This is a genomic window from Armatimonadota bacterium (assembly GCA_020354555.1).
GTDB lineage: Bacteria > Armatimonadota > Hebobacteria.
The window spans coordinates 4,414,234-4,416,932 of the sequence record CP070648.1 but is presented as its reverse complement, the minus strand read 5'-3'; the positions used below and the strand labels follow the sequence as shown (position 1 = coordinate 4,416,932).

Sequence of the window (2,699 nt, the reverse complement as noted above, 5' to 3'; positions counted from 1 at the left end):
GAACAGGACTGCCATCCGGTCGAGCGGAAATCATAATGCAGTAGAACTCGGGTTGAGCCCGACGTGACTTTCGAGTGGGCACCTGGCTGCCCGGTTGGACGGCATTTGCCTCCCGCAACCATCACACGCAACCGCACGCCTGCCGCACCGTTTAGCCGCGACTCCGCGACGTGGCGCAGCCGCGTGCTGCTCCACACGCCGCGCAATTGGACCAAGCCCGCAGTGTTCCTCGTCGAGCACGGCGACCGGCGCTACGTGGTCAAGGACCAGTCCTCCCAGCCCGCCTGGTATCGGCGCACCGTCGGCTCGTGGCTGCTCAGGCGCGAAGCGGAGGCGTTCCGCCGCCTGCTGCCCGTCTCAGCCGTGCCCGACTTCGCGGGTTGGGTGGACAAGGACGCCTTCGCGACCGTGTGGGCCGAAGCGACGCCGCTGTCTGATCCCTCGAACGCCCGCCCACCGGAGGCGATCTTTCGCCGTCTCTCCGACCTCTTCGACGAGATGCACCAACACGGCGTGGCTCACGGCGACCCCCACCCGGATAACATCCTTATCAGCGCGCAGCGAGGGCCGTATCTCGTGGACTTCGCCGTCGCTCAACTCGAGGGTGGTTCGTTCATCCGCCGATGGCTCTACCGCCAGGCACTGCTGGTTGATCGCCGCAAGCTCGCGAAGCTCAAGCGGCAGTACGCCCCCGGCTTGTTGACCGAGCGCGACCGCGCTTCGCTCGAGCGGCCTCGCCTGCATCGCGCCATCGCGGGCATGAGGCAGGCGCTGCGCCGACGCCGCCGGCGGGACTAGGGGTGGACGTCGTAGACTGCCCGCGCCGCGAGCGGGCAAGCGACGTCGCCGCAATGCGCAGGGATTGCGCCCCGCCGCCTGGAATGCACTAGCACCTGCGCGATCTCTGGGCGCTGCCGATGTCGCTCCAGGCAGGCATCCCTCGTGTCGCCAAGGCTTGATATGAATGACTCCACGCCATCCCGCGAACGTCTGGTTCGCTGGCCGCATAAACCGCTCCGCGGCTTGCTCAAGTCGTTCAGTATCCCCGCGCTGCTTGTCGTCGCGTTCCTTCTGTCCGCGCCGAGCATGCCGTGGCTCGCGATCGGTCTCGTCTTTGTCATCCTCGGTGAAGGCGCGCGCATCTGGTCCGCCGGCCACCTGGTGCGAAACGAGCGGCTTGCCACCGGCGGGCCCTATGCCTACACCCGCAACCCCATGTACCTCGGGCGCATGCTCCTCATAATCGGGATCTCCGGTCTCGTCGGCGGCATCGTCGGCATCGCCCTGCTCATCGTCGGCCTCGGCTATTTCCTCTTCGCCTACATGCCGCGCAAAGAGACGAAAGAGCCGGAACGCCTCGCCGAGGCCTTCGGCGAGGAATACTGGGAGTACAACCGGTCCGTGCCCCCTCTGCTGCCGCGGCTCACGCCCTACCCAAAGGCGACCGGCCGCTGGAGCTGGCGCGTCTTCCTCGGGAACCGCGAACAGTTGACGGTCATCTTCGTCACCGCTTACGTCGTGGCCGTCGTCGTGAAGTGGTGGCTGGGCCTGGCGACTTAACCCGCGCCCTCCGCCTCCGCGGCCGGCGCTTCTCCGGGCGGCACGCGCTCCACGTCAACGTATCTCGCGCCCACTGGTTTCCCGCCCGCGGTGAGCCATGCCTCCAGCCGCGCGTCGCCCGCCATCAGGCTGACACCCGCGAAGACGCACGACGTCGCTCCCGCTTCCAGGCGCTCCCGCCGGACGACGTCGCCGAGGCGGAAGTGGGCTTCCTCGCCGCCCTCTGCGGCCGCGAATCTCAGCGTCACGTCGTACTCGCCTGCCGCCGCGACCTTCACCTCCCAATAGCCGAGGTCCGAATCACCCCAACCCTCTGCGCCGCGCCAGTCCTGGCGAGTCAGGGTCACGGGGTCCTCGTGCGGCGTTCCGAGGTGGATCCGCGGCGGCGCGTAGCCGGGCGGCGCGCTGACCTCGGCAAACCATTCCTCATACCCCGTCCGCATCTTCGCGACGACGTCGGGATGCCGCGCCGCGACGTCCTCACTCTCGCCCGGGTCGGAAGTCATGTCGTACAGCTCCTGACCGTTGACGAGCTTGAACCGCTGCGATCGCGCCGCGCAGTTGCGGTAGAGTTCCGGCGCGTCGCCGCGGTGCCACTGGAAATACAGCATGCGGTCGGGCCATCGCCGTGCCGTCCCCAGCATCAACGGCAGCAGGCTCACGCCATCGAACCGAAGCCCGTCCGGCACGGGCACATCGCACGCATCGAGCACCGTCGGCAACACGTCAATGTGAGCCGCAATCTCCTGAACCTCGTGCCCCGCCTCCAGCCGCGCCGGCCACCGCACGAAACACGGCACGCGAATCCCCCCGTCGTACACCGTCCCCTTGCGATCGCGCAGCCCAGCGTTGAAGCGCTCCGGGCCCTGGGATGCACATGGCCCGTTGTCGGTGAGGAAGATGACAATGGTATTGTCGTCGAGGTCGAGTTCGCGCAGCAGCTCCAGCACCCGGCCCACGTTCTCGTCAATGTTCGTGATCATCCCGTACACGCGCGCGGTCTTCTCGTCGAGACCCAGCGCGACGTATGGCGCGCTGTACTCCTCGCTCACCTCCAGCGGCGAGTGCGGCGCGTTTGTCGAGAAGTAGGCGAGGAAGGGCTCTCCGCGATTGTCTCTGATGAAGTCCATCGCCGCGTT

General features: G+C 67.4%; 3 protein-coding genes. 2 read left to right on the top strand and 1 reads right to left on the bottom strand.

Translation table 11 applies throughout. The features are described 5' to 3' along the window. Positions 1–105: 105 nt before the first annotated feature. Both JSV65_18065 and JSV65_18060 read left to right on the top strand, forming a co-directional pair. Positions 106–798 (top strand): hypothetical protein, encoded by a 693-nt coding sequence (locus JSV65_18065; GenBank protein ID UCH34406.1) that lies wholly within the window; start codon positions 106–108, stop codon positions 796–798. 162 nt (positions 799–960) lie between these two features. After that, complete coding sequence (locus JSV65_18060; GenBank protein ID UCH34405.1) at positions 961–1,560, top strand: isoprenylcysteine carboxylmethyltransferase family protein; 600 nt, start codon at positions 961–963, stop codon at positions 1,558–1,560. On the opposite strand, the gene JSV65_18055 is transcribed toward JSV65_18060, so the two are convergent. Next, a partial coding sequence (locus JSV65_18055; protein UCH34404.1) for a sulfatase-like hydrolase/transferase occupies positions 1,557–2,699 on the bottom strand: 1,143 nt, incomplete at its 5' end. The two genes, JSV65_18060 and JSV65_18055, sit on opposite strands and share 4 nt — an antisense overlap.

Coding starts and splice junctions, on each gene's coding strand:
- JSV65_18060 (UCH34405.1), top strand. CDS start 961: ATGAATGACTCCACGCCATCCCGCGAACGTCTGGTTCGCTGGCCGCAT.